Below are 27,000 nucleotides of genomic sequence, written 5' to 3' on the forward strand. Positions count from 1 at the left end.
CCGCCGAACCGCAACTTACTCGTTGATCCGGAACAGCTCCCGGCCGCCGAACCGCAACTTCAACCCGGACCGCGACGCCGAACCGCAAGACACACGTCCACCACGGCCGATCCGCACCTGCATGTTGCGGATCGACCCCGAGACACACCAACAACTTGCGGCTCGACGATCCCGGCGGGCTACAGGAACGACCAAGTTGCGGCTCGACGATCCCAGCGGGCTACATGAACAACCAACTTGCGGCTCGACGATCCCAGCGGGCTACATGAACAACCAACTTGCGGCTCGGCGGTCGGGAGCTGGCCGGATCAGCGATCAGCTTGCGGTTCGGCGCACGCTGGACCCGCGGATGAACGAGTATCTTGCGGTTCGGCAACCGGGAGGCTGCGGACCTGAGCAAGGAGCGGATGGGCACCCAGCCAGCCCAGTCTCCCCAGCCAGTCCAGCCAGTCCAGCCAGTCCAGCCAGTCCAGTCTCCCCAGCCAGTCCAGCCAGCCCAGCGAGTCCAGCCAGCCCAGTCACCCCACCGAGCCCGCCGCCCCGCTAGTCGATCGCCGGGTGCGCGTTGGCGACGAGCATCTCGAACTGCGCCTGGAACCAGTGGCCCGACAACGGCGCGTCCGCGAGCGCCCCCGTGTAGTTCCCGCCCAGCTCGCCCGACTGGTAGGTCGGGTCGCACATGCGGTCGAGGCGCTTGCCCTCGTCGTTCGGGATCTCGACCGACGAGCCGTCCGACTCGCCCGGAGGCTTCACCCACACATAGGCGTCCAGGTGCGACTCCGGGTGACCCGACGGCGTTACGGTCGGCCGTTCACCGATGCCTGCACCCGCCGGGTTGCACCAGGCGCCGCGGTGGTTGCGACGGTCCACCCGGGACTCGTTCACGTAGGTGTTCAGATCGGTGGAGGTGCTCACCGCCGTCGGACGGTCGGGACCGCCCCAGCCGTTGCGCGACGTGTCGATGAGCATGCCGATGCTCGACGGTGCGCCCTGGGCGACCATCAGGTCGTACAGGTGCGCCGTCCAGTCCACCTCGTCGAAGTCCGGGTTCCACTGGAACCAGCCGGCCGACCTGACCTGGCCGCCGCCGACCTGGAGGTCGGGACTGGTCAGGAACGGCTCCTCCAGCGGCGTGGTGTTCGCCGTGTTGGTGACGAAGCCGGACACGGCGGCCCACCCGTAGGTGCTGCCCTCGATGACGTTCGCGAACTCCTGCGCGGAGCCGCTCGCGTTGTTGGGCCAGCCCAGCCACCCCGAGTGGGCGGCGTCCAGGTACGAGTACACGTTGCCGACCTCGTACAGCTCGGAGAGCGCGTACTGGACTCCCTGGCGGTAGTAGGGCGCCGCGGTGACGCAGTCGGCGTCGGACTGGTTGGTCACGAGGTTCGGCAGCGAGTCGGGCTCGATCGTGGCGACGATCCGCAGGTTCTCGTACTCCGGCTGGTCGAGGAGCGCGACGATCGGGTCGATGTACTCGGTCCGGTACCGCTCCATCCCCGCGGCGGTGGCGGGCAGCTCACCGTTGGAGGCGAGGGCGTGGCAGTCGCGGCCCGGCAGGTCGTAGACGACGAGGTTGAACACCAGGGGCGAACTGCCCGACTGGGCGTCCGCCTGGTCGAGGTGCCATTCCAGGCCGTGCTGCCGTTCCGTACCTTCGATCGCCGCGATCCGGTCCATCCAGACGGACGTCGGCTCGTCGGCGACGGCCAGCATGTCGGCGGCGAGACCAGGGTCGTTCACCTGCCCGGCGGCGGCCTCGACCGACGCCGACCAGTCGGGGTTGACGTACTGCCCGGCCCCGACGAACGGGTTGTCCTCGAGCGCGACGGCGGGCGCGCTCGTGGCGACCAGTGCGGGCGCCGCGAGGAGCGCACCCGCTGCTGCTGCCGCCAGTACGCGTGACCTGCGTGGGGACGTGCCGCGTGCGCGGCCTGCTGCTGTTGACACGGTGACCTCCGTTGGCCGAACCGAGCGCGTGCCACGCCGGCTCGGGCCGGACGACGCCACGCGCACCGCGGCGGCTCGTTCCGCCCGGCACGTCGCACCTTTGCCTACCGTTGGCCCGTGACAGAACCTTCTTAAACGATTAGTCGCCGGCCGGCGGTGCCGTCGAGCCGCGCACCACCAGCCGCCCCACGGGCACGGCGCCCGACGGCGGGTCCACACCCCCCACGGGATCCGCCCCCACCGCACGCCGGGACGTCGCGGTGCCGAGTACCGCGCGCAGGGCCCAGCCGGTCGCCCGGCCGAGCTCCTCCACGGGATACGGGACGGCGGTGAGCGACGGCGTCGTCAGGTAGCAGGCCGGCGAGTCGGTCCCGGCCACGATCGACAGGTCCCACGGCACGCCGAGACCGAGCCGCCGGGCGACGTCGAGCACAAGGCCGGCGGTGGCGTCGTCGTCGGTCACGATGGCGGTGGGGCGGTCGGCCGCGGACAGCAGCGGGCGCAGGGCCGCCGAAGCCCGCTCGGGGCCGTCGCCCGCGACGGTGCGCAGCTGGATGCCGTGCCGCACGAGCGCCGCCTCGAGCGCAGCGGCCCGACGGACCGGCGCGACGAGGCTCTCCGACCCCGCGACCATCGCGATCCGCCGGTGCCCGAGGTCGGCGAGGAAGGCGCCCAGCTGCGTGAACGCCTCGCCGTCGTCCAGCACCACGTGCCGCCAGGTAGGCGGCCCGCCGTCGGCCGCGGCACCCACCACCACCGTGGGCGCGGGGAGGGTGCGCAGGGCCGCGAGCCGCGCGTCGTCGACCCGGACCCCCGTCACCACGAAGGCCGCGTAGCGGCGTTCCGTCCACCAGCGGTCCATGAGCAGTGCGGCACCGGCGGGCGACTCGGCGACGTGCAGGGCCAGCGTGAGCGTGTCCGGACCCAGGGTCTGGAGGGCGCCGGACACGAGGTCGAGCGGGAACGCCGCGCGCGTGCCGAACGGCTGGTCGTGCACCACCACCAGCGCCGCCGCGGCCGGGCCGCTGCGGAGAGACCGGGCAGCGGTGGCTGGTCGCCAGCCCAGCTCGTCCGCCACCCGGAGCACCCGTTCCCGGGTCGTGGCCGAGACCCCGCTGCGCCCGTTCAGCGTGTACGAGACGACGGCGGTGGACACCCCTGCCGCCCTGGCGACGTCAACAATCGTGGGCCGCCGGGGAGGTGTCGGGCAATCGGACAATTCATCATCGTTCGGTCGCGACCTGGGGGTCATAACCACGTAGCATGCACCCTCGGGTGAATTTTGCACAGCGTCGACGAAGACGGGTGTATTTGCATGCTGAATGGAAAGCGCAGGTATGTCATCGGGGTACTGTCCCCGGTGGTCGGGGGCTACTACTTCGGGCGGGTGCTCGCCGGCATCGCGCGCACCGTCCGCCCGGACGGGCACCGCGTCGTCGCGGTGCAGACCTACCCGGCGGACCTGGAACGGGAGCAGTTCCCGGACCGTCCGCCGGGGACGGCGGCCGTCGGCCTCGGCCGGCTCGACGGCGTCATCGTCATCACCACCGCCGTGGACGAGGCCACGCTGCTCCGGATCGACGGTGACGGTACGCCCATCGTGCTGGTCAGCGAGCGCACCACCTGCATCGACGCACCGGTGGTGACACCGGACAACGAGGGTGGGACTCGCGCCGCGGTGGAGCACCTCATCGCGCACGGGCACCGGGAGATCGGGTTTCTCGGCAACCTGCGGCAGGCCGACATCGTCGAACGCCACGAGGCGTATCGCGCCACGCTCGTCGCACACGGCATCACGCCCCGGCCCGAGTGGCTCTACCGCACGGCCGACAACCAGGAAACGAGCGCCGCCGGCGTGGCACAGGCTCTCGTGGGTGGTCCGGGGCTGCCCACGACGGCGACGGTCGCCGCCACGGACCGCAACGCGATCGGCTTCTCCCGAGCCCTGTGCGCGCAGGGCCTGTCACTCCCGGGCGATCAGGCGGTCGTCGGGTTCGACCACTCGGAGGCCGGCGCCCGGGTGCGCCCACGGCTCGCCTCCGTCGACCCGCACCACGACCAGGTCGGGGAGCTCGCCGTCACCCTGCTGCTCGCCCGGATACGGGGCGAGCGCGTCGCCGGCCAGCACCTGCCCCGCTCGACGCTCGTCACGCGGGAGTCGTGCGGCTGCCTCGACGCCCGCGCGGCCACGCTCCTCGACGACCCGCCCGCGCAGGAGCGTTCGACGGCGTGGCGCCGGCTCGGCGAGGTGGCACGTGCGACGTTCGACGGCGCCGAGGCGCGCCTCGGACCGGGCGCCGACCTCGACTCCTGGCTCCGCGGCGTCCAGCGGCTCTTCCGGAGCGCCGCGGCGCTGGGCCAGGCACCCACCCAGGCGACGCTCACGAGCCTCGCCGAGAGCACCCGGGCGCTGCGGCCACACCCGGAGGCCCTGGAACAGCTCATCCCCGCGCTGCGGTCCGTCGAGGAGGAGTTCAGGGGACAGGTCCGACGCGAGCGGGTGCCGACCGCCCCCGGCGCGCGGCCGAGCGTCCCCAGCCGCGCCGCACGGACCCGCGCCGTCACCCACACGGCCACCGACGTGCTCGTCGCTCTCAGCGCCGGCTGCACCCAGACCCTGCTGGCCCGGTCCGGGCAGCTCGAGCGCACGATCACCGACCAGTACGAGCTCGACCTCGACCTGCTGCACGGCGACGGCCGAGCGATCCGTGCCCTCACCTGGCTCCCCCGCGGCCACCGCGGTCCCGCCACGCTCGCGCTGTGGACCGACGCCGAGGCCGCTCCGGCACCTGGCACCGCACCGGCGCCCGGTCCGGTGAACGGGGCACGGACGCTCGAGATCGTGGGCACCACCGCGGTGTCCCGCACGGCGAGCGCCCTGGTCGGCACCCGGCTACCGGTCGGCAGCTTTCCGCCGCCCGCGCTGGCCGGCGAGGGCGTCGTCTTCGTGGTGCCGGTGACCTTCGGACAGAGCGACTGGGGCATGCTCGCGATCGGCGGGGGCGTGGACACGCACGCGACCAGCTCCCGCGACAAGTACGACCACTGGGCGGCCATGGTCGCCGTCGCCCTGGACCGGGAGGACCGCCTCACCTCGCTGCAACGACAGCGGGCGGCACTGGCGGAGGCCGCGGAGCGGGAACAGGCGCTGGTGCTGGACCTGCGCACCGAGGTCGAGCGCAACGCCCTCGTGCAGGACGTGGCCCTGGAGGGCACCTGGGACTGGGACATCGCGACCGGTCAGGTCTTCTACTCGCGCACCTGGCGCGCCTTGGTCGGCCTGCCCGACGACGCCCCGTGCACCGGCATTGAGGAGTGGACCGGACGCGTGCACCCGCGGGACGTGCGGACCGTGCAGACGGCCATCGCGCGCCAGCTCGCGGGCACCGCGGCGCCGCTCGACCTGGAGCACCGCCTGCTCGCCGCCGACGGCCGCGAGATGTGGGTGCGCTGCCGGGCCACCACCGTGACCGACGACGCCGGCATCCGCGCACGCATGATCGGTGTGCTCATGGACGTCACCGGCATGCCGACACGAGAACGGCGGGGAGTGGCGCGGTGAGCACCGCGGCCACTACGGGACGGTGACCTCGCCGCGCTCCGCCCGGAGGGCGATGTCCGTGCGGTGGTGCGAACCCGTGAGCCCGATCTTCGCGACGCCCTCGTAGGCCCGGCGTCGGGCCTCCGCCAGGTCGCTGCCGAGCGCCACGACGGACAGCACCCGACCGCCGGCACTGACCAGGTCGCCGCCGTCGGCGCGGCCGGTGCCCGCGTGCAGCACGTGCACTCCCTGGAGCGCCTCGGCGTCCTCGATGCCGGTGATCGGGTCGCCGGTCCGGGCCAGCTCGGGATACCCCTCCGACGCCACGACCACGGTCACCGACGCCTCGGGCCGCCAGCGCAGCGGCTCCAGCTCGGCGAGCCGGCCCCGCGCCGCGGCGAGCAGGATCTCCGACAGCGGGGTGACGAGCCGGGCCAGCACCGACTGGACCTCCGGGTCACCGAAGCGCGCGTTGAACTCGACCACCCGGGTGCCCCGGCTCGTGAGCGCGATCCCGACGTACAGGACACCGGAGAACGGGGTGCCGCGACGCGCCATCTCCTCGATCGTGGGCTGGGCGACCCGGGTCAGCACCTCGTCCACCAGGTCCGACGGCGCCCAGTCGAGCGGGGTGTAGGCACCCATGCCACCCGTGTTCAGGCCCTCGTCGTCGTTGCCGACGCGCTTGAAGTCCTGCGCGGGGACCAGCGGAACCACGGTGACGCCGTCGGACACGCAGAAGAGCGAGACCTCGGGGCCGTCGAGGTACTCCTCGACCACCACACGGCCGTTCTCGTGGGCCAGGCAGGCCTCGCCGTGAGTCAGGGCCACCTCACGGTCCTCCGTGACGACCACGCCCTTGCCGGCCGCGAGGCCGTCGTCCTTGACCACGTACGGGGGGCCGAACGCGTCGAGCGCCGCCGCGACCTCCATGGCGTCGGTGCAGACGTGCGCCATGGCCGTCGGCACACCCGCGGCAGCCATGACCTCCTTGGCGAACGACTTGGAGCCCTCGAGGCGGGCCGCCTCGCCCGACGGCCCGAACACCGGGACGCCGGCCGCCCGCACCGAGTCCGCCACGCCGGCGACCAGCGGGGCCTCCGGCCCGACGACGACGAGCTCGGCGCCGACCTGCTCGGCGAGTGCCGTCACCGCCGTGCCGTCGAGGGGATCGACCTTGTGGATGGTGGCCAGCTCCGCGATGCCCGGATTGCCGGGCGCGGCGTGGAGCTCATGGACGGCAGTCCCGGACGCCGTCTCCCGGTGGAGGGAGTGGATGATGGCGTGCTCGCGGGCACCGGTACCGATGACAAGGATCTTCACTGTGGCAGAGGTCTCTCTCAGCGCGGGTGGATGAGGTCGTGGAGGGGGATGATCTCGTCCCGCTTCGGGCCGACGCCGATCGCGGAGATCCGGGTGCCCGACATCTCCTCCAGAGCCCGCACATAGGCCTGGGCGTTCGGCGGCAGGTCCTCGAAGGCGCGGGCCTTGGAGATGTCCTCCCACCAGCCGTCGAGCTGCTCGTAGATCGGCTTCGCGTGGTGGAACGCCGTCTGGTCGGTGGGCATCTCGTCGTAGCGCACCCCGTCGACGTCGTACGCCACGCAGACCGGCACCTTCTCCATGCCGGTGAGCACGTCGAGCTTGGTGAGCACGATGTCGGTGAGCCCGTTGATCCGGGTCGCGTAGCGGGCGATCACGGCGTCGTACCACCCGGTGCGGCGCGCGCGGCCCGTGGTGACGCCGTACTCGCCGCCCGTCTTGCGCAGGAACTCGCCCTTGTCGTCGAAGAGCTCGGTGGGGAACGGCCCCTCGCCCACACGCGTCGTGTAGGCCTTGATGACGCCGATCACGGAGTCGATCCGGGTGGGTCCCACGCCCGCCCCGGTCACTGCCCCGCCGGCCGTCGCGCTCGACGACGTCACGAACGGGTAGGTGCCGTGGTCGATGTCGAGCATGGTCGCCTGGCCGGCCTCGAACAGGACGTTCTTGCCCGCCGCGAGAGCCTTGTCCAGCTCGACCGCGGTGTCCGTGACCATGGGGCGGAGCCGGTCGGCGTACTGGAGCAGCTCGTCGAGCGTCTCGTCCACCGTGATGGCGCGCCGGTTGTAGACCTTCACGAGCAGATGGTTCTTCTGGTCCAGCGAGCCCTCGATCTTGGCGCGCAGGATCTTCTCGTCGAAGAGGTCCCACATGCGGATCCCGACACGGTTGATCTTGTCGGCGTACGACGGCCCGATCCCGCGGCCCGTCGTGCCGATGCGGCGCTTGCCGAGGAACCGCTCGGTCACCTTGTCGATGGTGCGGTGGTACGGGGCGATGATGTGGGCGCTGCCCGAGACGAGCAGCCGGGACACGTCGACCCCGCGCTCGATCAGGGCGTCGAGCTCCTCGAACAGGACCTCGATGTCGACCACCACGCCGTTGGCGATGACCGGCACCACGCCGGGCGACAGGATCCCTGACGGCAGCAGGTGCAGCGCGTACTTCTCGTCGTCGATGACGACGGTGTGTCCTGCGTTGTTCCCACCGTTGAACTTGACCACGTAATCGACGCGGGAGCCCAGGAGGTCCGTCGCCTTTCCCTTGCCCTCATCGCCCCACTGGGCCCCGACGAGCACGACGCCTGGCATGGATCTCCACCTTCTCGGATTGCTGGGGTTGCTCCGCGTGGTGCGCACGATGGCGCCCGCGGGCCGCGCCCGAGTCTACTTCGTGGTGGACGCCAGGGCGCGTACCTCGTCCACCGACGTGCCGGAGTCCACGAGGAACTTCGCGCAGCGCTCTGCCTCATCCTCCTCGCCGATCAGGCGTGCCGCCTGCGAGAGCGCGAGCAGCGCCCGGAGGAAGCCCTGGTTCGGCTCGTGGCTCGCCGGGACCGGCCCCTGCCCGCGCCAGCCGGCCCGGCGCAGCGCGTCGAGCCCGCGGTGGTAGCCGGTACGCGCGTAGGCGTAGGCCTCGACGTTGCCGGCGGCGCTGTCCGCCGCGAGCGCACCCTCGGCGAGGACCGCCCAGGCGAGGGAGGACGCCGGGGCCGACGCCGCCACCGCGACCGGGTCGTCTCCGCTGGTCAGCCGCTCGCGGACCGCCGGATACTCGTCGGGCAGCAGAGTCGGTGCCGGGCCCTGCAGGAGGTTGTCGTGAGTGCTCATGCCCACATCCTCACACCCGCGGGCCGGGGACGGGCACCAGGACGCCAGGGGGTCGCACCCGATTGCCCCGGGCGTCCGCCGGGACGGTGAATTTTGCCTTTCATCCGGTGCGATCGGGCAACAGTCGTTACGCTCGACACATGATCGAGATCGCGACGTCTCCCACGACGACGACGCTCGTGATCGCCGGCGACCTCGACCTCGCCGAACGAGACCAGTTCCCGGAGATCGCGGCGCGCGTCGTCGGCCTGCGCCGGCAGCTGCTCGTCATCGACATGTGCCGGGTCACGTTCATGGACTCCACGGGAGCCGCGTTCCTCATCTCGCTCGCCGACGCCGGCCGCAAGCGCGGCGGTGCCACCGTGATCCGCGGGGCCGACGAGCGTGACCTGTTCGTGCTCGAGGTGTGCGGAGCGATGGAGCTCTTCCGCGTCGACGACGAGCACTCGTGCGAGCCCGCCGCCCCGGACTCGGGGTTCGCGGTCATGGCGTCGCGGGATGACGACAGCTCCCCGTTATCGCATCGCGACGCGTCCACCGCGTAAAACGTTATCCAACCCGGTTCGACGGGTGGCCCGGTTCGACGGGCTCGACCACCGGTGGTCGAGCCCGTCGAGACCTGCTTCGGCCGAGACCTACTTCGGCGGAGTGGGCTGGCGACGAAGCTTCGCCCAGACCAGCTTTCCGGAACCCGAGGGGCGCCAGCCCCACTCCGCCAGCCGGTCCACGATCTGCATGCCGAACCCGCCCAGGCGGTTAGGGTGCCCGTCGGTGGCGACCGGCGGCGCCGGGTTGTTGTCCTCGACCTCGATGCGCAGACCGTCACCCGTGTCGTACAGCCGCAGCGCGATGTGCCCCCAGCCGTGCAGCACGCCGTTCGCCACCAGCTCCGACACCACGAGCTCCGCCTGCGCGGACTCCTCGATGCCCCAGGCCTGGCAGGTGCGCAGCACCGCGTGGCGGGCCCGCCCGATCGAGGACGGCTCGCTCGGCAGCATCCAGCGCCGCCACCGTGGCGACAGAGCCGTCTCCCCTGCATCACCGGTCGGGTCGGGGATCCGCACCACGACTATCGCGACGTCGTCCTCCGGCGCGTCGGCCAGGCGCGAGAGCAGCTCCTCACCCACGCCCGCCGCATCACGCGCCGTGATGGCCGACGCCGTCTCCAGCAGGGCCTCGAGGCCCAGCCGCAGCGACCGGTCGCGCCGCTCGATCAGCCCGTCCGTGTAGAACAGGAGCGTGTCGCCGGGCTGGAGGAGCGCCTCGCCGGTGGTCCGCTCGCGGGAACCGAAGCCGACGAGCGCGCCACCGCCCTCGTCGAGCTTGATCACCTCGCCCGCACGCAGCAGGAGGGGCGGGAGGTGCCCCGCACGCGAGTAGCCGATGGTCCAGACGTCCGGCTCCTCCTCGCGCTTCAGCGAGGCGTACACCATGCTTGCCGAGCGTGGGATGCCCATGCCGGCGACGAGCTGGTCCACGCGCTCGAGCACCCGGCTCGGCGTGGACAGCTCGAAGGCGTACGAGCGCACCACGGACCGTAGCTGGCCCATCGTGGCGGCCGCCTCGACGTCGTGCCCCACGACGTCGCCGATGACCAGGCCGACCAGCTCCGGCGAGATCTGCAGCACGTCGTACCAGTCACCCCCGACCTGGGCGTGCTCGGCGTTCGGGGCGTAGTAGGTCCACACGTCGAGCCCCGCGACGTCGGCCTGCTCCGGGAGCATCGCGCGCTGCAGGGTCTCCGCGAGGCGGTGCTCCCGTGCGTACATGCGCGCGTTGTCGATGGCGCTGCCCGCCCGGCGGGCCACCACCTCCACCACCGTGCGCAGCGTGTCGGGCTCGTCGGCCTCGACGTAGTCACCCGGTTCGTCCTCGTCCGGGACGATCACGACCAGCCCGAGCACGTCGCGCCGCCCCGCCACGGGGTGCACCACCACCGAGTCGGGAGCCTTGCCCAGGTCGTCGGCAAGGCGCAGCGTGAGGTCGCGCTGAAGCCAGCCCGACGCCGAGTGCGGTGCGTGCGGGATGTCGAGGTGCAGCGCGACGGGGCCGTCGAGCACCCCGTCGAGCACGTCCTGGACCGAGTCCACCACCTCGAGGATGGGCATAGGTCCGGTGGTCACGGAGTCACCGAGCGCATCGGTCTGCGGCCGACGGCGCTGCGTCTTGTCCGCGATGTTGTCGCCCTCGATATAGCGCGCATGACGGCGGCCCCGGCCGCTCGGCGGCGCCGCGACGTCGATGCCGGCGGCGTGCTTGAGGCCGTCGTCGTTCACGTAGAAGCCGGCCCAGCGCACCATCGACTGGAGCAGCTCCGCGATGTCGCGCAGGGCGTACGGGTACTCGAGGTCGGTCAGGATCTCGGTGGTCTGCGCGATGAGGTCGAGGTCCTCACGCTGCTGCCGCTCGACCTCGAGGCTCGCGAGCTGGGCCGCGTGCCGCTCCATGTGGTCGGAGACGTCCACGCTGAACCCGACCCAGTGGGTGATGCGGTCGCTGTGGCCGGCACGGGCGGGGGTGAGCGTGAGCTGGGCCCAGCCGTGCGCACCACCGCGCAGGTGGGACCGTACGGTCGCGTGGACCTCCTGGCCGGCGTTCACCAGCTCCGTCATGCGCTCGAGGTCCTGCGGCTCCACGAGCATCTCGCCGAGCCGGCGCACCGTGTACCCGGCGAAGTCGGTGAAGCGCACGCCCGCGTAGTGCTCGAACGCGCTGTTGGCCCACAGCATCGGCATGCCGTCCTCGGTGGGCCCGGTCAGGAAGACGGGGATGCCCACGTTCACGGCGGCACGCAGGACCACGTCACCGATGGACGGCGGCAAGGTGCGCGGGATGCCGGACACCGACGCGTGCCGGCGCGACTCCGCGCCGCCCGGTGCCCGGTGCGCACCGCGCGGCGGGTTGCTCGGCGGAATGCTCGGGGGCACGCTCGCGGCGACGGGCGGCGCGGGCCGACCAGGGTCGAAGCCGCTCCCGTTCGACGTACCGTTCGCTGCTCTGCTCGTTCTACCGTTCGTTGTCCCGTCCTGAGTCGGACCAAGGCCGAATACAGAAAGGCCGGGGTGCCGCGGCGGCGGAGAGGACGGTGTTAGACCGGACGAATCGGTCAAAATGCCCTCCCAACGGTATCTATTGCTCGAGGTGCTGTTCCAGCAGGACATTCAACCGTAGATTGGGACGGTCCGAGATATGAACCTCAACCTCTATCATCGGACCGACACAGCGCCACGACCACTGCTCCCGGAAGGAGAACCGTGCAGGACGGAACTTACGACCCCCCGCGCGGTCCGCAGGGCGGGAGCCCCCAGGACCCCGGCCATCAGACCCCCGAGATCGGCGATCCCGCGAGCATCCACGTCATCGTGGGCCGCTCCCGTGCCCGGATCGTGCTCTCCGGAGAGATCGACGCGGACATCGGCGGAGATCTGCACGAGGCCACGGCCGCGGCCGAGGAGTCACGTCTCCCGGTCGAGATCGACGCGCATCATGTGACCTTCATGGACTCGTCAGGCGTCGCGTTCCTCGCGCGTCTCGCGAGTCGCAGCCCGCACCGGGTACGCGTGCTGCGCGCACCTCCGACGGTGCGCTTTCTGCTCGAGGTGACACGGATCGGGGACCTCCTCGACATCGTGGACGAGGACCCGGGCTTCGAGCTGGACGACGAGGGCCCGTCCGGCCCGCCACCGTCCGGCGGCGCCGCAACCCCTGCCGGGGTAGGCGGCTGACACCTTCCGCGACGATCGGCAAAAGGTCAGGTGATCGGTAGTTCGAACTACCGATCACCTGACCTTTTGCCGATCATCCGAGCGGTCGGGTCACATCTTGTGGCCGGCCGAGCGGAGCTGCTGGCAGGCCTCGACGATGCGGGCGGCCATACCGGCCTCCGCCGTCTTGCCCCAGGCGCGCGGGTCGTAGGCCTTCTTGTTGCCGACCTCGCCGTCGATCTTCAGCACGCCGTCGTAGTTCTTGAACATGTGGCTGACGACCGGGCGCGTGAACGCGTACTGGGTGTCGGTGTCGATGTTCATCTTGATGACGCCGTTGTCGACCGCCGCGGAGATCTCCTCCGCCGTCGAGCCCGAACCACCGTGGAACACGAGGTCGAACGGCATCTCCTTGCCGATCTCCGCGCCGACCGCCTTCTGGATGTCGAGCAGGATCTCCGGACGCAGCTTCACCGAGCCCGGCTTGTACACGCCGTGCACGTTGCCGAAGGTGAGGGCGGTCAGGTAGCGGCCCTTCTCGCCGGAGCCGAGGGCCTTGATGGTGGCCAGACCGTCCTCGGGCGTGGTGTACAGCTTGTCGTTGATCTCGGCGGTGTGGCCGTCCTCCTCGCCACCGACGACGCCGATCTCGATCTCGAGGATCGTGCGCGCGGCCTGCGACAGCTCGAGCATCTCGGCGGCGATCACGAGGTTCTCCTCGATCGGCACGGTGGAGCCGTCGAACATGTGCGACTGGAACGTCGGCAGGCCGCCGTTCTTGACCTGCTCGGCCTCGATCGCGAGCAGCGGCTTGACCCAGGAGTCGAGCTTGTCGGCCGTGCAGTGGTCGGTGTGGATGGCGATGTTGACGCCGTAGCCCTTGGCGGCCTCGTGCGCGTACGCCGCCAGCGCGAGCGAGCCGGAGACGCGGTCCTTCACCGTCGAGCCCGACGCGTACTCGGCGCCACCCACGGAGACCTGGATGATGCCGTCCGACTCCGCCTCGGCAAAGCCCTGAAGTGCGGCAGTGATGGTCTGCGACGAGGTGATGTTGACCGCGGGGTAGGCGAACTTGCCGGCCTTCGCCCGGTCGATCATCTCGGCGTAGACCTCAGGGGTTGCGATGGGCATCTGCAGAACTCCAAACGACTGGTGAGATGGGCGGTCGCAAGAGTGTCCGAGGCCGCCCGGGGATGCACCATCGATCTTGCCACGATCCACAGGCAGCTGTGTGCGGCCGTTCGACAGTCGAACGGCCGGATCACTGTGGTTTTCGTCTGCTCGGGCTTCTCAGGCCTCCGGTCGAGGCGGTGAGCGCGGGGTCAGGGCAGCGGGGGCGTCTCGCCGTCGAGGATCATGTCTCCTGCCCGCGCCTTGGCCTCGCCCATGTCGACCTGCCACAGCCGGGCCAGCTCCTCGGCGTCGTCGGCCGTGTACCCGGCGTCCCGGAAAGCATCGAGCTCGTCCATCGAGGGCGTACGCGGCTCCTCGTCAGGGAACGTGCCGGGCGCCACCGGGACCGGTTCGCCGTCGAGGATCATCTGGCCCGCGCGCGCCTTGATCTCCAGCGAACCGGTCTGCCAGAGGTCCTTGAGCGCGGCGAGGTCGGCCGACGTGTACCCGGCGCCCCAGAACGCGTCGTACTGGTCGCGCGTGTAGCCGTCGGGCATCGAGGACCAGTCGACGCCGACGGCGACGGCGACGCCGTCGACCGCGGCGGCGAAGCCCGTGAAGGGGTTGGCCGCCGCAGCGGCACCCGCGCCGACCACGCCCAGTGCCGACGCGACGACGCCCGTGACGGCGAACGTGCCCGCACGCCGGACGAACGGGCTCACGACGGCACGGCGCTCGTCGGCCGCCTCGTCGATCGTGGCGGCGATCCGCTGAGCGGCGGCAGCCGTGACGGCGGCGTTCGGCTCCCGCGCACGCAGGGCCGCACCGATCCGCTCTGGGAGCTCAGGGCGTGCCGTGGGCCCGTCATGCGCTGCGTCGCCCTCCGGCCGGGGCCCGGGCACCGGCGGAGGGACGGGACGGTGCTGGTTCATCTCGTCTCCAGGTTGGTCGGGTCGGTGCGCCGGAGAGTGGCCAGGGCGCGCGCGGCGTGGGAGCGGACGGTGGCCGCCGAGGTACCGAGCACGGCCGCCGTCTCGACGTCCGGCAGCCCTTCGTAGTACCGCAGCACGAGCACGGTGCGCTGCCGCGGCGGCAGCCGCTGGAGGCGTTCCCACATGGCGTCCTCCTCCGCGTGTGCCTCCGCGTGGTCGGCTGCGGCGCCTCCGCGCCGGGCGAGCTCGTCGTCGGTGGTGGGCTGGATCATCCGCACGTGCCACCGCCGACGCCAGGACAGGTGCTCGTTGGTGACCATGCGCCGGAGGTAAAGGTCGGGACGGTCGGTCAGGGCGATCCGGCGCCACCTCTGGTGCGCGCGCAGCAGCACCTCCTGCACCAGGTCGGCGGCGGTGTGCTGGTCGCCGACCAGCACCGTCGCGTACCGGATCAGTCCGGGAAGGTGCGTGCGCACCAGCTCGTCGAGCGTCCGGGCCCTGCTGGCCTCGTCGGTACCGTCCATGGGCACCTGTGCCTCCGCCCGTGGCGCCGGCGTGCCGTTCGGGCCGGAGGACTCCACCCAGATCGTCATCGGCCGGCACCTGCGGTCGCCAGGTCCAGCAGCACCCCTGCCGGATCGTGCACCGCACCGCCGTCGGGCAGCGGTACGGGGTCGCCGTCGAGGCACCGCAGCAGCAGGCGCTCGACGAGCGCGGCCCTCCGGACGATGTCGGTGGCTTGCAGCGCGCCCGGCAGGATGCGCACCTCGACGGTGTCGCGGACGGGGCTCGTGGCGACGAGCTGCGTGAGGTTCACGTCGGCGTACTTCGTCAGCCCGGTGGTGCGTGCCGCGGCGCTCAACCCGGCCCAGGACTGGTCGGGGCGCTCGGCGAGCCGGAGCAGCTCGGCGGGCAGCGGAGCCAGGCGCCGGCACGCCGGGTTGGTGCCCAGCGCCTCCCACAGCGGTTCCCGCCAGTACCCGAACAACCGCACCAGGTTGGCGAACGTCGCGGGCCGCCGGAAGGCTGCGCCGTCCAGGTGCAGGTGGACCGCGGCCTCGGCGGGAACCGTGAATCCGAGCTCCCGCGCGGGTGTCAGCAGCGCGTCGAGCATCCGGCCGTGGTCGCGGACGACGGGCGGGGTGATCACCTCGCAGGGACGCTCTCGGCCCGCGGGCAGCGGCATCGCGACGGCCACGGTGGCGCCCGTCGCGTCGTTCACCCGCGCCGCGCCGCCCCGCAGCTCGACCTGCGTGCCGAACAGCTCGGCGACGGGCGCCAGGACGTCGGGCAGGGCCGCGTCGGGGTCGGTGCGTCGCTCGATCAGGCGCAGCAGGCGGGGCTCGTCGCACAGTACGCGGTACCAGCCGTGGTGCCCGGGGCGGGTCGTGGTGCCGGACAGGTCGGACACGATGGTGATGTCGTCCACGAGCCGCGCGACGGGGGCGCCGGTGCCGTCCACCACGTCGAACGCGGGCGACAGGTGCCGGAAGGTCCCGACGCCCGGTACCGCCGACGGCTCGCTGTCGGTGTGGAACGACCGGTGCACCTGGCCGCCGCTGCGGGCGGCGAGGGCGTCCGCGAGCAGCTGCCGGTCGGAACCGGCGGGCGCGAGCAGCTCGATCTCGAAACCCGTGCGCAGCGTGAGGGTGTCGATGGTCGCCTCCTGACGAGTCGTCGGCGGTGCCGGGCGCACCGGTCAGCTACCGGCCGAGGTGGCGGGGTCCAGGGGCAGCTCCTCGCCGTCGAGCACCAGCTGGCCGGCACGGGCCTTGGTCTCCAGGTGCTCGGTGTTCCACAGGTCGTTGAGCGCCTCGACGTCCTCGCCGGTGTACCCGGCCTCGAAGAACGCGGCGATCGCCGCCTGCTCGTCCGCCGGCAGCTCGGGGGTGGTGTGCGTGCCGGGCGCGAAGGGGAGCTCTTCACCGTCCAGGAGCATCTGGCCGGCACGGGACTTGGTCTCGGTCGCGTCGAGCGACCAGATCTCCTGCAGCTCGACGAGGTCCTCCCCGCTGTACTCGGCGGCCCAGAACGCCTCGTACTGCGCCTGGGTGTAGCCGTCGGGCATCGAGGACCAGTCGACGCCGACCGCGTGCACCGTGGTGCCGACCGCCTGGCCGAAGCTCGACGTGGGGTTGGCCGCGGCGGCCATCCCGGCGCCGACGACGCACAGGCCGGTGGCCGCGACGCCGATCGCGGTGATGCGGAAGGACGTGGAGCGGAGGGTGCGGGTGCTGCTGGTCACGTGGACCTCCAGGTGCGTGGGATGTGCTTGCACACTGAAGACGCGGCTCGACCGCCTTTGTGTGGAGTCCCGACCGCCACGAGTTCGACGGACCTACCGCGCGTGCTGCGTGACCCAGGCGTGCATGGCGATGGCGGCCGCGGCACCCGCGTTGATCGAGCGGGTGGAGCCGTACTGCGTGATGTGCAGGACCACGTCGCACGCCGCCTGCGCCTCCGCGGTCAGACCGGTGGACTCCTGACCGAACAGCAGGACGCACTCCCGGGGGAACGCGTAGCCCTCGATCGGCACGGAGCCGGGCACGTTGTCGATGCCCACGATCGGCAGGGACCCGGCCGACGTGGCCCACCCGGCCAGCGCCGCGGCGTCCGGGTGGTGTGCCACGTGCAGGTACCGGTCGGTGACCATCGCGCCCCGGCGGTTCCACCGGCGCCGGCCCACGATGTGCACGCCCGCCGCGTTGAACGCGTTGGCCGTGCGGACCACGGAGCCGATGTTGAGGTCGTGCGCCCAGTTCTCGATCGCCACGTGGAACGGGTGCCTGCGGGTGTCCAGGTCGGCGACTATCGCCTCGACCGACCAGTACCGGTACTGGTCCGCCACGTTTCGACGGTCGCCCTCGGCCAGGAGCTGGGGGTCGTAGCGCCCGTCCTCGGGCGGCGGGCCGGCCCAGGGGCCGACGCCGACCTCGCGCTCCTCCGCCGGATCGGTGGCATCCGCCGGCTGCTCGTCCGGCTCGCCGGTCGCGCCCGTCATTCGGTCGCGGCGTGCGTGGTCGGACGCGGCGTGCGACGCGACTCCCACCAGATCGCCACCGCGACGACCGCGGCGCCGACGAGGGCGAGCAGCACGGGCACGACGAAGTCGCCGGGCGGGGCAAGAAGGCCGCCGGTCTCGTCCTGCCAGGGCCACAACGCGCGCAGGGACCCGAGCATGAGTCCGGCGAGCAGCGCCATCGTGCCCTGGCGCCGGTGCTCCAGCAGCCAGTGGAGCAGCTTCACGAACGACCCGAGCCCGATCACCGCACCGAGCATGAACGTGCCGATGAACGCGAGGTCTCGGTCGTGCAGCGCCGCCTGCACCGGCACGTACAGGCCCATGGCGAGCAGCACGAAGGAGCCGGACACACCGGGCAGCACGAGGGCGTTGATGGCGACCGCGGCACCGACGAACACGAGCCACAGCGGCGGGTCGGAGAGCTCGGCCGCAGGCAGGCCCGTGAGGAAGAACGCGCCGACCGCGCCGCCCACCAGCAGCAGCACGTCGAGCGGCCGGAACCGGTGCGGCATCATCCGCAGCGGAACGCTGACCGAGACGGCGATCATGCCGAAGAACAGCGCGCGCATCGGCACGGGGTTCGACTCGAGCAGGGGCGCGATCGTGTTCAGCGACACGAGCAGGATCACGACCATGCCGGCGAGCACCGGGACGAGGAACGGCCAGTCGACCTGGCGCAGCGCGGCGGCGGCGGGCCGGAGGCCGCGGCGGCCGACCACGCCCTGCACGAGCTCGCGTGCGGCGTGCACGACCTGGCTGGCTGCGCCGAGCAGGCCGTCGTACAGGCCGACGACGAGCGCGATGGTGCCGCCCGAGATGCCGGGAACGGACTCGGCAGCCCCGACCAGTCCGCCGCGCACCGCATTGCCCGGTGCGGCGGACCAGGGCGTCTTGGTGGACGGGGAGGCGTGGCGGCGAACCGGCCCGGGGCGCGCCGCGTCGTCAGGGGACAGGTTGGTCACGCGCGAAGCCTACGACCCACCGCTGAGCACCGCGTGCACCCCGACCCCGACGTGCCGGGCGCTAGGCTGACGCCCATGATCGAGCGGACCACCGAAGCCTGGCTCACTGACATGGACGGCGTGCTGGTGCACGAGGGGACCGCCCTCCCCGGCGGCCCGGAGTTCATCAAGGCACTGCGGGACAAGGACCTGCCGTTCCTCGTCCTGACCAACAACTCGATCTTCACACCGCGCGACCTGCGCGCCCGGCTCGCCTACAGCGGGATCGACGTGCCGGAGCAGAACATCTGGACGTCGGCCCTGGCCACCGCCCAGTTCGTCGCGGACCAGATCCCGAACGGCAGCGCCTACGCGATCGGCGAGGCCGGCCTGACGACGGCGCTGCACCAGGCTGGCTTCACCCTCACCGAGTCCGACCCGGACTACGTGGTGCTCGGCGAGACGCGGACCTACTCGTTCGAGGCCATCACCAAGGCCATCCGGCTGATCGTGGGCGGCGCCCGGTTCATCTGCACCAACCCGGACGTGACGGGTCCGTCCCAGGAGGGGGTGCTGCCGGCCGCCGGGTCGGTGGCCGCGATGATCGCGGCGGCGACCGGCCGCAAGCCGTACTACGTGGGCAAGCCGAACCCGGTGCTGTTCCGGTCCGCGCTGAACCTGATCGGCGCGCACTCGGAGTCGACGGCGATGGTGGGCGACCGCATGGACACGGACATCCTGGGCGGCATGGAGGCCGGCCTGGAGACGTTCCTGGTGCTCACGGGCTCGACGTCGGCCGACGAGGTCGAGAAGTACCCGTTCCGCCCCAGCCACGTGCTGAACTCGATAGCGGACATCGTCGACCTGGTCTGATGCTCAGCCTGGTCCTCAGCTCAGGCCGGGGATCCCGAACCCGTCGATACCGCCGCCCGTCTCGAACTTCGGGCCGCCCTTCTCCAGCGGCAGCACGATCCGCGCGACGTCGGCCACGCGCTTGGCCCGCTCGGTCAGCGTGGTGACGTCCGTGCGGCCCGGACGCCACAGCAGCACCGACGGACCCTCGATCCGCAGCCGGAACCATGGAAGTCGGGCAGCATCACGATGTTCGCGAGCCGCGCGTCGAGGGCGCGGCGCGCGAACACCTCGTCCGACGTCCGGACGAGCCACTGCCCGTCGAACGCGGGGTTGTCGATCTGCACGTCCTGCGCGCCGAAGAGCTTCTGCCACTTCTCGCGGATGCCCTCGGGCGACAGGTCGACCACGGGCTCGCCCGGCAACGCGTCCAGGGCGACGACGTGCGCCGTGCGCCGCAGGCCACGACGGCGCGATTCGGCACCGGGGTTCCCCGCACGCCACGTATAGGTGAACGAGACGATGTCGTGCCCGTCGACGTTGCCCCGCAGGACATCACGGGCCACCCGGTCCAGGCCGATACCGAACGGCCGGCCGCTCCATCGCTGGGCGAGCGTCGGGTCCTTGTCCAGGTACTCCCAGCCGTTCGCCTCGGCCCACTGAGCGACGTCCTGCGAACGACCGCGTTTCATCACCCGTGCCGCGGCAACGGTGAAGGTCACTACGCCGGCAACGAGCAGGACTAAAGCGACAAATGGCCCCATGAATCTAAAGATACCGTAGGGCTAGGCAAAAGTCTTCACAGGAAGTGATATCGAGACGGCCGAATTACGGTATTGGGCGGCTCAGGCGAGCCCGAGCTCCGCCAGGCCGTAGAGGTAGTGGTACGGCACGCCGAGGGCCTCGATCTTCTCGCCGGCGCCGGTCGCCCGGTCCACGATGGTGGCCACGCCCAGCACCTCGGCGCCGGCGGCCCGCGCCGCCTCGATCGCCGCGATCGGCGACCCGCCGGTGGTGGTGGTGTCCTCCACCACGACCACCCTGCGCCCGGCGATGTCCGGACCCTCGATCTGCCGCTGCATGCCGTGCGCCTTCGCCGCCTTGCGCACCACGAACGCGTCAAGGTCCTGGCCGCGCGAGGCGGCGGCGTGCAGGAGCGCGTCCGCGATCGGGTCGGCACCGAGGGTGAGTCCGCCGACGGCGTCGATCTCGGCGGTACCCAGCCCGACCTCCTCGAGGTGGTCGAGGAGCACGTGACCGACGAGCGGCGCGGCCCGGTGATGCAGTGTGATGCGGCGCAGGTCGACGTAGTAGTCGGCCTCCTTGCCGGAGGACAGAGTCACCTTGCCGTGCACCACGGCGAGCTCCTTGATGAGCTCGGCCAGCTGCTCGCGCGGTGTCGGGGAGAAGTCAGCGTTCACCGGGTAAGGGTACGTCGGCACACCCGCCCCGTGTCAGACGCTCAGGTCCACGTAGGTGACCGGAGCGGCTGACCCGGGATGTGGATCAGCGGTACTTGCCGACGGCGCGGACCGCCCAGCGCGGCGCCGCCCGCAGCACGGCGGAGGCCGCCTTGTAGCGCGCGGAGGGTGTGGACAGGACGACGCCGCGGCGCACGTCCGCGAGCGCCGCCCGGACCACGTACTCGGCGTCGAGCCAGCCCCAGTCGGGGATCGCCGACTCGGGGATGCCCGCCCGGGCGTGGAACTCGGTGTGCGTGAACCCCGGGGACAGCAGCGTCGCCGTGACGGCCGTGCCCTTGAGCTCGACCGCCAGCGACTCGGTGAAGGTGCGGACGTACGCCTTCGCCGCCGCGTACGTCCCGCCCGCGGTGAGAGCGGCGACGGAGCCGACGTTGAGGACCGCGCCCCGGTCACGTTCGAGCATCTGCCCGACGGCGGCGTGCGTCAGCTCGACCACCGCCTTCACCATGACGTCGATCCCGCGGCGTTCGGTGGTGACCCGGCCCCTGGTGAACCGCGCCCCGGTGGCGAAGCCCGCGTTGTTGACGAGCAGCCCCACGGGACGCAGGTCCCCTTCCCCGGGTCGGCCGCCGACGACGGCGAGCCGCTGCGCGACCCGTGCGACGTCCCCGGGCACCGAGAGGTCGGCCGGGAGCACCTCGACCGCCACGCCGTGCGCGGCACGGAGCTCCTCGGCGACCTCGTCCAGCCGGTCCTGGTCGCGCGCCACGAGCACGAGATCGTGGTTTTCCGCCGCGAGCTGGCGCGCGAACTCGAGGCCCAGGCCGGCGGACCCGCCGGTGATCAGTGCTGTACCCATGCGATCAGCCTAGATGCGGCGGTTCCGGGGATGGGCCTGCTCTGCGGCTCGGCGCACCTAGGCCGCTTCCCGCTCGCGGCGCTTGAGCCAGATGCCCACGGCCAGCACCACCACGATCGCGGCGTACGCGCAGGCGGCGAACGGGCTGGTCACCAGGTAGGTCAGGTCGCCCTGGCTGATCGCGAGAGAGCGGCGCAGCCGGTCCTCCGCCATCGGGCCCAGGATCATGCCGACCACCAGGGGCGCCACCGGGTACCCGTAGCGCCGCATGAAGAATCCGGCCAGGCCGATCAGTACCAGGAGCAGCACGTCGACGGGCGAGAAGTTCAGCGCGTACGAACCGAGCGCGCCGAACAGGATGATGCCCGCGTACAGGTAGTGCCGCGGGATGCGCAGCACCCGCACCCACATGCCCACGAGCGGCAGGTTCAGCACCACCAGCATGAGGTTGCCGAGGTACAGGCTCGCGACGAGCGCCCACACCAGCGCCGACTCGTTCTGCAGCAGGAGCGGGCCGGGCTGGATGCCGTAGGACTGGAACGCGACGATCATGATCGCCGCCGTCGCCGTCGTGGGCAGGCCCAGGGTGAGCAGCGGGACCAGCACGCCGGCCGCCGCGGCGTTGTTCGCGGCCTCCGGACCGGCGACGCCCTCGATGGCGCCCTTGCCGAACTGCTTGCGCCGCTCGGTGCCGGCGAGCCGGCGCTCGGAGGCGTAGGAGAGGAAGGTGGCGACGTCGGCCCCTCCGGCTGGGATGGTCCCGACGGGGAACCCGATGGCGGCACCGCGCAGCCACGGCTTCCAGGAGCGGCGCCAGTCGTCGCGCTTCATCCAGGAGCGCCAGCCCTTCTCGACCGGGATCACCTGGATCTTGCCGTGTCGCATCCGGGAGCCCACGTACAGCGCCTCGCCGACGGCGAAGAGCCCGACGGCGACCACGACCACGTCGATCCCGTCCGCCAGGTTGGGCACGCCGAACGTGAAGCGCTGCTGACCGGTCAGGGTGTCCGTACCGACCAGGCCGAGGAACAGGCCCAGGGAGAGCGACGCGAGGCCGCGCGGGACCGACGACCCGAGCAGGGCGCCCACGGTGATGAACGCGACCACCATGAGGGCGAAGTAGTCGGGCTCGCCGAGCTGGACCGCCCAGCGCGCGATCACCGGGGCCAGGAAGGTGAGCGCCACCGTGGCGAGGGAGCCCGCGACGAACGACCCGATGGCGGCGGTGGCGAGCGCCGCCGCACCCCGGCCGGCGCGGGCCATCTTGTTGCCCTCGATCGCCGTGACGATCGAGGCGGACTCGCCCGGCGTGTTGAGCAGGATGGACGTCGTCGACCCGCCGTACATGCCGCCGTAGTAGATGCCGGCGAAGACGATGATCGCCGCCGTCGGCTCCAGGGAGTAGGTCAGGGGCAGGAGCAGGGCGATCGTCATGGCCGGGCCGATACCCGGCAGCACACCGACCGCCGTCCCGATGAACACCCCGAACAGCGCGTAGAGGAGGTACGCGGGGTGCAGCACGGTGGCGAACCCCTCGAGCAGTGCGGAGACGTTATCCACGGAGGAACGGCACCCCTTCCAGGAGCGGGCCGGCCGGGAGCGAGAGACCCAGGAGCCCGCCGAAGATCACTTGGACGACCAGGCCCAGCACGAGCCCGGCCAGGGCGGCACGCCACCAGGGGCGCGCGCCCAGGACGATGGCGGCACCCGCGAACAGGATGGCCGCGGCGAACGGCCAGCCGATGACGTTGATCGCGAACACGTGGACGACGAGGATCACCACGATCAGCACCACCGTCAGCCAGTCGGTCCGGACGGTCGGGTCGACGTCCTCGCCGCCCTCCTCCTCGCCGGCCCGGCCACTGAGGACCAGGACGACCAGCACCGCGCCCGCGACGACGAGCATGCCGCCCACCAGGTAGGGGAACGCCCGCGGACCGAGCGTGTTGGTGGAGCCGGGGACGGTGATGCCTCCGGCGGCCGCCAGCACGTAGACGCCGAGGGCGGTGGTCGCCAGGGCCAGCACGAGCTCGCCCCAGCGGCGGCGCGGCTGCTCCGCCGGCCCCGGCACGGGGGTGCCCGACGGCGGAGGTCCTGCCTCCGCCGTCGGCGCACCCGGTTCGGTGGGCGACTCGGGCGCCGGACCGTCGGGCCTCACTGGACGAGCCCGATGTCCTGGAGCACCACCTGGATCTCCGCGATGTTGTCGTCGAGGTAGGTGTCGAACTCGTCGCCGGCGAGGAAGGCGTCGGCCCAGTCCTTCTCCTCGAGCGTGGCCTGCCACGCGTCCGACTCGGCGAGCTCGGTGACGGCGGCGGTCAGCGCCTCCTTGTCGGCGTCGTCGATCGAGCCGGGGGCGACCACCCCGCGCCAGTTGGTGAGGACGACGTCGTAGCCGGCCTCGGTGAGGGTGGGTGTGTCGGGGAGGGCGTCGACGCGCTCCTCGCCGGAGACGGCGAGCGCCCGCAGCTCACCGGCCTCGACCTGCTCCGCGTACTCGCTGATGCCGGAGATGCCCGCGTCGACGTTGTTGCCGAGCAGGGCCGCCAGGGACTCGCCGCCGCCGGAGTAGGCGACGTAGTTCAGGCTGTTCGCGACGTCCTCCGCGGGCATGCCCGCGGCCTTGAGCAGCATGCCGGCGAGGATGTGGTCGGTGCCGCCCGCGGAGCCGCCGGTGATGGCGACGTCCTTGCCGTTCTTCTCGATGTCGGCGACGAGGTCGTCGATGGTCTCGTACGGCGACTCCGCGGGGACCACCACGACCTCCTGCTCCTCGGTGAGGCGCGCGATCGGGGTGGTGTCCTCGATCCGGGCCTGGGACTGGTTGGTCTCGACGGCGCCCACCATCACCAGCCCCATCACGAGCAGCGTGTTCGGGTCGGAGGCGTTGGCGATGTTCGCCAGGCCGACCGTGCCACCCGCCCCGTCGACGTTGGTCACGGTCGCGGTGCCCACCAGGCCCTCGTCCTGCATGTTGGCCTGCATCGAGCGCCCGGTCTGGTCCCAGCCACCGCCCGGTCCGGCCGGTACCACGATGCTGAGCTCGTCGATGGCGGCGTCGCCACCCCCACCGCCGTTCGCTTCCAGGCTGGAGCAGCCCGCCAGGGCGAGTGCCAGGACGATGCCGACGGGGGCAGCCCCGGTTCGGATGATGCGCATGCCTTCTCCTTTTGAGTGAATGCGGCTGAGTGAATGCAGCAGATGCGTGGACCAGAGTGCCGGCGACGTCGCCCGCCCAGGTCCACCTCGGCGTGAGCGTAGGGAGGGCCCGCCTCGAGGGCCGGGTTGTGGTCGCAACGAACGTTGTGGTCGTTTCGGTCACGGCTCTCGGCTACCGCACCGGCCGTCGGCCGGTGCACACTGGCGTCCGTGAGAAGAGCGATGACGCTCCGGGCGCAGCTACTGGTGCTGCAGGTCGTCATCGTGCTCGTACTCGTCTGCACCACCGGGTTCGTGGCCTCCGCCCTGCAGGAACGTCAGCTCCGCGAGGCGTACGTCGACCGGATGGCAGGTGTGGCTCAGTCGGTGGCGCGCCTGCCGGCCATCCAGGACGCGTTCGACGACGCCGACCCCTCCGCCACGATCCAGCCGATCGCCGAGGTCATCCGCGAGGCGTCCGAGGTCACGTACGTGGTCGTCACCGACGAGCGCGGCATGCGGTACTCCCACCCCGACCCGGAGCAGATCGGGCAGCCGGTCTCGACCGACCCTTCCGTGCCCCTGTCCGGGCGGGTGTGGACCGGAACGCAGACCGGCACGCTCGGCACGTCGTGGCGCGTCAAGGTGCCCGTCTACGGGAACGCGGCCGACGACGCGTCGACCGCCCCCGTCATCGGTACCGCCAGCGTCGGGATCCTCGAGTCCGAGCTGCGTGCCGACCTGACCGACGACCGCGGCTGGCTGCTCGGCGCCCTCGCGGCCGCCGCCGTCGTGGGAGTGCTGTGTGCGGCGTGGGTGACCCGCCTGGTACGCCGCCGCATCTACCTGCTGGAGCCGGAGGACATCGCGGGCCTCCTGGAGACCCGCGGCCTCACGGACGCCCTGCGCTCCCAGTCGCACGAGTTCGCCAACACCGTGCACGTGATCTCGGGGCTGCTGGAGCTTGGCCGCACCGAGGAAGCCGTCGCATTCATCGAACGGTCCGGCTACGGCGGGCTGCTCACCGCGTCCGCGGTCGCGCCGGGCGTGCGGTCCCCCGAGATCGCGGCGCTGCTCCTGGTGAAGGCGGTGACGGCACGTGAGCGTGGGGTCACGCTCGACGTCGACGACGCGTCCGCCCTCGAGGCGCCTGCCACCGCGGACGCCTCGTCGCTGCACACGGACGCGCTCATCGTGCTCGGGAACCTGATCGACAACGCGGTCGACGCGACCGGTCCGGACGGACACGTCCGGGTGCTGCTGCACTCCGACGGCACGCACCTGCACCTGCGGGTGGACGACGACGGGCCCGGGGTACCTACCCAGCTACGCCAGCAGGTGTTCAAGGCCGGGTTCTCCACCAAGGTGCCCGGTGACCGCGAGCACAGCCGGGGCATCGGTCTGGCACTGGTCAGGCGGGTGGTGGACCGTCGGGACGGCGACGTGGTAATCGGTACCGGCGACCTCGGCGGGGCGCGGATGACGGTCGAGCTACCGGTGCCGGCACCGGGAAGCGGACGCACCCGGTCGGCTGCGGGAGCCGGGGCTGTTGCCGGGACTGGGTCGGCTGCGGGAGCCGGAGCTTCTGGCCCCGGCAGGGAAGTGATGCCATGACGGACCGCGCACGGACGCTCATCGTCGAGGACGACCCGGCCGTCGCCGTGGTGCACCGCGGGTTCGTGGAGAGCCACCCCCGGTTCGTGGTGGTGGGCGAGGCCCGGAACGGCACCGACGCCCTGCGCCTGGCGGCCGCGCTGCGGCCCGACCTGGTACTGCTCGACCTGCATCTGCCGGACATCGACGGGCTGGACGTGCTCCGCCGGCTGCGGCTGCTGCCCGGCCCACCGGTCGACGTGGTCGCCACCACTGCCGCCCGCGAGCTGGACAGCGTGCGGCAGGCGATGGCCGGTGGCGTGCTCGCCTACCTGGTGAAGCCGTTCACGGCCGCCGCCCTGCGGGAACGGCTCGACGAGGTGTGGCAGCGCCGTGAGGACGTGCGGCGGGCACAGGACACGCTCGGCCAGGACGAGGTGGACCAGCTCCTCGCCGGTCCCCGGTCGGCCACGACCCTGCCGCCCAAGGGGCTCTCCGAGCGGAGCCGCACCCTGGTCCACGAGGCGCTCGTCCGGCTGTGCGCGGACGCGAGTGCGGGCGGGCCGGCTGGTCCGGCCGGGCGAGGAGCGGGGGTCGGACCGGGCGCGTCCGCGGTCAGGGACGCGTCGGCGGCCGAGGTCGCCGAGGCGGTCGGGATGTCCAGGGTCAGTGCCCGCCGGTACCTGGAGCACCTGGTCGCCGAGGGCCACGCGCAGGTCAGCCCACGCTACGGGGCGACAGGCCGCCCGGAGAACCGCTACCGACCGACGTGACCGGCGCCG

26 protein-coding genes are annotated in these 27,000 nt (G+C 71.9%); 6 read left to right on the forward strand and 20 right to left on the reverse strand.

What is annotated here, in order from left to right; all coding sequences use genetic code 11:
* Window positions 1-543: 543 nt before the first annotated feature.
* Window positions 544-1,947, reverse strand: a complete 1,404-nt coding sequence (locus ACFSL2_RS16125) for a glycoside hydrolase family 6 protein (RefSeq protein WP_377198805.1) — start codon at window positions 1,945-1,947, stop codon at window positions 544-546.
* Between the two features lie 139 nt (window positions 1,948-2,086).
* Complete coding sequence (locus ACFSL2_RS16130) at window positions 2,087-3,199, reverse strand: LacI family DNA-binding transcriptional regulator (RefSeq protein WP_377198806.1); 1,113 nt, start codon at window positions 3,197-3,199, stop codon at window positions 2,087-2,089.
* Between the two features lie 63 nt (window positions 3,200-3,262).
* Between ACFSL2_RS16130 and ACFSL2_RS16135 the strand changes: the two genes are divergently transcribed.
* Window positions 3,263-5,509, forward strand: coding sequence for a substrate-binding domain-containing protein (locus ACFSL2_RS16135; RefSeq protein WP_377198807.1), 2,247 nt, complete (start codon window positions 3,263-3,265; stop codon window positions 5,507-5,509).
* A gap of 12 nt (window positions 5,510-5,521) precedes the next feature.
* On the opposite strand, the gene purD is transcribed toward ACFSL2_RS16135, so the two are convergent.
* From purD to ACFSL2_RS16150, 3 genes are all read right to left on the reverse strand, one after another.
* The gene (gene purD, locus ACFSL2_RS16140; RefSeq protein ID WP_377198808.1) at window positions 5,522-6,811 is read right to left on the reverse strand and encodes a phosphoribosylamine--glycine ligase; all 1,290 of its coding nucleotides are present in this window, start codon (window positions 6,809-6,811) and stop codon (window positions 5,522-5,524) included.
* A 17-nt stretch (window positions 6,812-6,828) separates the two neighbouring features.
* The gene (locus ACFSL2_RS16145) at window positions 6,829-8,121 is read right to left on the reverse strand and encodes an adenylosuccinate synthase (protein ID WP_377198809.1); all 1,293 of its coding nucleotides are present in this window, start codon (window positions 8,119-8,121) and stop codon (window positions 6,829-6,831) included.
* Window positions 8,122-8,196: 75 nt separating this feature from the next.
* Window positions 8,197-8,640: a DUF3151 domain-containing protein gene (locus tag ACFSL2_RS16150; RefSeq protein WP_377198810.1), complete on the reverse strand. Its 444-nt coding sequence runs from the start codon at window positions 8,638-8,640 to the stop codon at window positions 8,197-8,199.
* Between the two features lie 140 nt (window positions 8,641-8,780).
* Here ACFSL2_RS16150 and ACFSL2_RS16155 point away from each other — a divergent pair, with 140 nt between their 5' ends.
* Window positions 8,781-9,185 (forward strand): STAS domain-containing protein, encoded by a 405-nt coding sequence (locus ACFSL2_RS16155; RefSeq protein ID WP_377198811.1) that lies wholly within the window; start codon window positions 8,781-8,783, stop codon window positions 9,183-9,185.
* A gap of 90 nt (window positions 9,186-9,275) precedes the next feature.
* On the opposite strand, the gene ACFSL2_RS16160 is transcribed toward ACFSL2_RS16155, so the two are convergent.
* Window positions 9,276-11,567 (reverse strand): SpoIIE family protein phosphatase, encoded by a 2,292-nt coding sequence (locus tag ACFSL2_RS16160; protein WP_377198812.1) that lies wholly within the window; start codon window positions 11,565-11,567, stop codon window positions 9,276-9,278.
* Window positions 11,568-11,894: 327 nt separating this feature from the next.
* Between ACFSL2_RS16160 and ACFSL2_RS16165 the strand changes: the two genes are divergently transcribed.
* Window positions 11,895-12,365 carry an STAS domain-containing protein gene (locus tag ACFSL2_RS16165; RefSeq protein ID WP_377198813.1) on the forward strand — a complete coding sequence of 157 codons (471 nt, stop codon included), beginning with the start codon at window positions 11,895-11,897 and terminating at the stop codon, window positions 12,363-12,365.
* A 90-nt stretch (window positions 12,366-12,455) separates the two neighbouring features.
* On the opposite strand, the gene fbaA is transcribed toward ACFSL2_RS16165, so the two are convergent.
* The 7 genes from fbaA to ACFSL2_RS16200 all read right to left on the reverse strand — a co-directional run bounded on the left by fbaA (window position 12,456) and on the right by ACFSL2_RS16200 (window position 18,373).
* Window positions 12,456-13,481, reverse strand: coding sequence for a class II fructose-bisphosphate aldolase (gene fbaA, locus ACFSL2_RS16170; RefSeq protein ID WP_377200838.1), 1,026 nt, complete (start codon window positions 13,479-13,481; stop codon window positions 12,456-12,458).
* A 185-nt stretch (window positions 13,482-13,666) separates the two neighbouring features.
* Window positions 13,667-14,389 (reverse strand): hypothetical protein, encoded by a 723-nt coding sequence (locus ACFSL2_RS16175; protein WP_377198814.1) that lies wholly within the window; start codon window positions 14,387-14,389, stop codon window positions 13,667-13,669.
* Window positions 14,386-14,982, reverse strand: a complete 597-nt coding sequence (locus tag ACFSL2_RS16180) for a SigE family RNA polymerase sigma factor (protein ID WP_377198815.1) — start codon at window positions 14,980-14,982, stop codon at window positions 14,386-14,388. Before ACFSL2_RS16180 ends, ACFSL2_RS16175 begins: the two co-directional genes overlap by 4 nt.
* On the reverse strand, window positions 14,979-16,085 hold the full coding sequence (locus ACFSL2_RS16185) for an amidoligase family protein (RefSeq protein ID WP_377198816.1): 1,107 nt from the start codon (window positions 16,083-16,085) through the stop codon (window positions 14,979-14,981). Before ACFSL2_RS16185 ends, ACFSL2_RS16180 begins: the two co-directional genes overlap by 4 nt.
* 3 nt (window positions 16,086-16,088) lie before the next feature.
* Window positions 16,089-16,634, reverse strand: a complete 546-nt coding sequence (locus ACFSL2_RS16190; protein ID WP_377198817.1) for a hypothetical protein — start codon at window positions 16,632-16,634, stop codon at window positions 16,089-16,091.
* Between the two features lie 93 nt (window positions 16,635-16,727).
* A complete protein-coding gene (locus ACFSL2_RS16195; RefSeq protein ID WP_377198818.1) occupies window positions 16,728-17,390 on the reverse strand; it encodes a TrmH family RNA methyltransferase in 663 nt (220 codons plus the stop codon).
* On the reverse strand, window positions 17,387-18,373 hold the full coding sequence (locus ACFSL2_RS16200) for a DUF368 domain-containing protein (protein ID WP_377198819.1): 987 nt from the start codon (window positions 18,371-18,373) through the stop codon (window positions 17,387-17,389). The genes ACFSL2_RS16195 and ACFSL2_RS16200 overlap by 4 nt, the downstream gene beginning before the upstream one ends.
* Before the next feature lie 75 nt (window positions 18,374-18,448).
* Between ACFSL2_RS16200 and ACFSL2_RS16205 the strand changes: the two genes are divergently transcribed.
* The gene (locus tag ACFSL2_RS16205) at window positions 18,449-19,225 is read left to right on the forward strand and encodes an HAD-IIA family hydrolase (protein WP_377198820.1); all 777 of its coding nucleotides are present in this window, start codon (window positions 18,449-18,451) and stop codon (window positions 19,223-19,225) included.
* A gap of 15 nt (window positions 19,226-19,240) precedes the next feature.
* Here the strand turns inward: ACFSL2_RS16205 and ACFSL2_RS16210 are convergent, their stop codons facing one another.
* The 7 genes from ACFSL2_RS16210 to ACFSL2_RS16240 all read right to left on the reverse strand — a co-directional run bounded on the left by ACFSL2_RS16210 (window position 19,241) and on the right by ACFSL2_RS16240 (window position 24,646).
* The gene (locus tag ACFSL2_RS16210; RefSeq protein ID WP_377198821.1) at window positions 19,241-19,402 is read right to left on the reverse strand and encodes a hypothetical protein; all 162 of its coding nucleotides are present in this window, start codon (window positions 19,400-19,402) and stop codon (window positions 19,241-19,243) included.
* Window positions 19,360-19,968: a type III secretion system chaperone family protein gene (locus tag ACFSL2_RS16215; RefSeq protein ID WP_377198822.1), complete on the reverse strand. Its 609-nt coding sequence runs from the start codon at window positions 19,966-19,968 to the stop codon at window positions 19,360-19,362. Before ACFSL2_RS16215 ends, ACFSL2_RS16210 begins: the two co-directional genes overlap by 43 nt.
* 81 nt (window positions 19,969-20,049) lie before the next feature.
* Window positions 20,050-20,625, reverse strand: a complete 576-nt coding sequence (gene pyrE / locus ACFSL2_RS16220) for an orotate phosphoribosyltransferase (protein WP_377198823.1) — start codon at window positions 20,623-20,625, stop codon at window positions 20,050-20,052.
* Window positions 20,626-20,710: 85 nt separating this feature from the next.
* Entirely contained in the window at window positions 20,711-21,487 is a 777-nt protein-coding gene (locus tag ACFSL2_RS16225) for an SDR family NAD(P)-dependent oxidoreductase (protein WP_377198824.1), read from the reverse strand.
* A 57-nt stretch (window positions 21,488-21,544) separates the two neighbouring features.
* Window positions 21,545-23,047 (reverse strand): tripartite tricarboxylate transporter permease, encoded by a 1,503-nt coding sequence (locus ACFSL2_RS16230; protein WP_377198825.1) that lies wholly within the window; start codon window positions 23,045-23,047, stop codon window positions 21,545-21,547.
* A complete protein-coding gene (locus ACFSL2_RS16235; protein ID WP_377198826.1) occupies window positions 23,040-23,645 on the reverse strand; it encodes a tripartite tricarboxylate transporter TctB family protein in 606 nt (201 codons plus the stop codon). Before ACFSL2_RS16235 ends, ACFSL2_RS16230 begins: the two co-directional genes overlap by 8 nt.
* Window positions 23,642-24,646: a Bug family tripartite tricarboxylate transporter substrate binding protein gene (locus tag ACFSL2_RS16240; RefSeq protein WP_377198827.1), complete on the reverse strand. Its 1,005-nt coding sequence runs from the start codon at window positions 24,644-24,646 to the stop codon at window positions 23,642-23,644. The genes ACFSL2_RS16235 and ACFSL2_RS16240 overlap by 4 nt, the downstream gene beginning before the upstream one ends.
* 210 nt (window positions 24,647-24,856) lie before the next feature.
* Here ACFSL2_RS16240 and ACFSL2_RS16245 point away from each other — a divergent pair, with 210 nt between their 5' ends.
* Window positions 24,857-26,239, forward strand: a complete 1,383-nt coding sequence (locus ACFSL2_RS16245; protein ID WP_377198828.1) for a sensor histidine kinase — start codon at window positions 24,857-24,859, stop codon at window positions 26,237-26,239.
* Complete coding sequence (locus tag ACFSL2_RS16250) at window positions 26,236-26,991, forward strand: response regulator (RefSeq protein ID WP_377198829.1); 756 nt, start codon at window positions 26,236-26,238, stop codon at window positions 26,989-26,991. Before ACFSL2_RS16245 ends, ACFSL2_RS16250 begins: the two co-directional genes overlap by 4 nt.
* Window positions 26,992-27,000: the final 9 nt, after the last annotated feature.

It is taken from the genome of Promicromonospora aerolata (assembly GCF_042682255.1).
GTDB lineage: Bacteria > Actinomycetota > Actinomycetes > Actinomycetales > Cellulomonadaceae > Promicromonospora > Promicromonospora aerolata.

What these genes read in the sequence shown, in the direction of transcription:
- ACFSL2_RS16180 (WP_377198815.1), bottom strand. Translation starts at nt 14,982, where the DNA reads ATGACGATCTGGGTGGAGTCCTCCGGCCCGAACGGCACGCCGGCGCCA.
- ACFSL2_RS16130 (WP_377198806.1), bottom strand. Translation starts at nt 3,199, where the DNA reads ATGACCCCCAGGTCGCGACCGAACGATGATGAATTGTCCGATTGCCCG.
- ACFSL2_RS16155 (WP_377198811.1), top strand. Translation starts at nt 8,781, where the DNA reads ATGATCGAGATCGCGACGTCTCCCACGACGACGACGCTCGTGATCGCC.
- ACFSL2_RS16205 (WP_377198820.1), top strand. Translation starts at nt 18,449, where the DNA reads ATGATCGAGCGGACCACCGAAGCCTGGCTCACTGACATGGACGGCGTG.
- ACFSL2_RS16135 (WP_377198807.1), top strand. Translation starts at nt 3,263, where the DNA reads ATGCTGAATGGAAAGCGCAGGTATGTCATCGGGGTACTGTCCCCGGTG.
- ACFSL2_RS16240 (WP_377198827.1), bottom strand. Translation starts at nt 24,646, where the DNA reads ATGCGCATCATCCGAACCGGGGCTGCCCCCGTCGGCATCGTCCTGGCA.
- ACFSL2_RS16145 (WP_377198809.1), bottom strand. Translation starts at nt 8,121, where the DNA reads ATGCCAGGCGTCGTGCTCGTCGGGGCCCAGTGGGGCGATGAGGGCAAG.
- ACFSL2_RS16225 (WP_377198824.1), bottom strand. Translation starts at nt 21,487, where the DNA reads ATGGGTACAGCACTGATCACCGGCGGGTCCGCCGGCCTGGGCCTCGAG.
- ACFSL2_RS16175 (WP_377198814.1), bottom strand. Translation starts at nt 14,389, where the DNA reads ATGAACCAGCACCGTCCCGTCCCTCCGCCGGTGCCCGGGCCCCGGCCG.
- ACFSL2_RS16195 (WP_377198818.1), bottom strand. Translation starts at nt 17,390, where the DNA reads ATGACGGGCGCGACCGGCGAGCCGGACGAGCAGCCGGCGGATGCCACC.
- ACFSL2_RS16215 (WP_377198822.1), bottom strand. Translation starts at nt 19,968, where the DNA reads ATGGGGCCATTTGTCGCTTTAGTCCTGCTCGTTGCCGGCGTAGTGACC.
- ACFSL2_RS16150 (WP_377198810.1), bottom strand. Translation starts at nt 8,640, where the DNA reads ATGAGCACTCACGACAACCTCCTGCAGGGCCCGGCACCGACTCTGCTG.
- ACFSL2_RS16250 (WP_377198829.1), top strand. Translation starts at nt 26,236, where the DNA reads ATGACGGACCGCGCACGGACGCTCATCGTCGAGGACGACCCGGCCGTC.